Below are 279 nucleotides of genomic sequence, written 5' to 3'. Positions count from 1 at the left end.
TGCCGAACGGATAGAGCAGCGCCTTAAACTGTGTTTCACGCCCCTGACGTCGCATCGCTGCACGAAAACGCAGATGCGCCAGACAGATCATAATCCAGTTCAACAGCAGCGTTGCTACCACCAGCGCCATCAGCAGACCAAACGCTTTTTGCGGCAGCAGATAGTTGATTAACACCACCAGCGAAGTGATCGCTCCGGAAAGCATCAGCGAGTTAATCGGCACACCGGGACGGCTGACGCGAGTCAAAAACTTCGGCGCATTACCCTGCACAGAAAGGC

Annotated in this window: 1 pseudogene; it reads right to left on the bottom strand. The window is 54.8% G+C overall.

Annotated elements, in window-relative coordinates:
- Nucleotides 1–279, bottom strand: a pseudogene (locus IEQ44_RS15720) (hypothetical protein); the annotation flags it as partial.

Source organism: Nocardioides malaquae (assembly GCF_015070385.1).
GTDB classification, from domain to species: domain Bacteria; phylum Actinomycetota; class Actinomycetes; order Propionibacteriales; family Nocardioidaceae; genus Nocardioides; species Nocardioides malaquae.
Note: the sequence above shows the minus strand (reverse complement) of the source record. Positions and strands in the feature narration are given on the sequence as shown.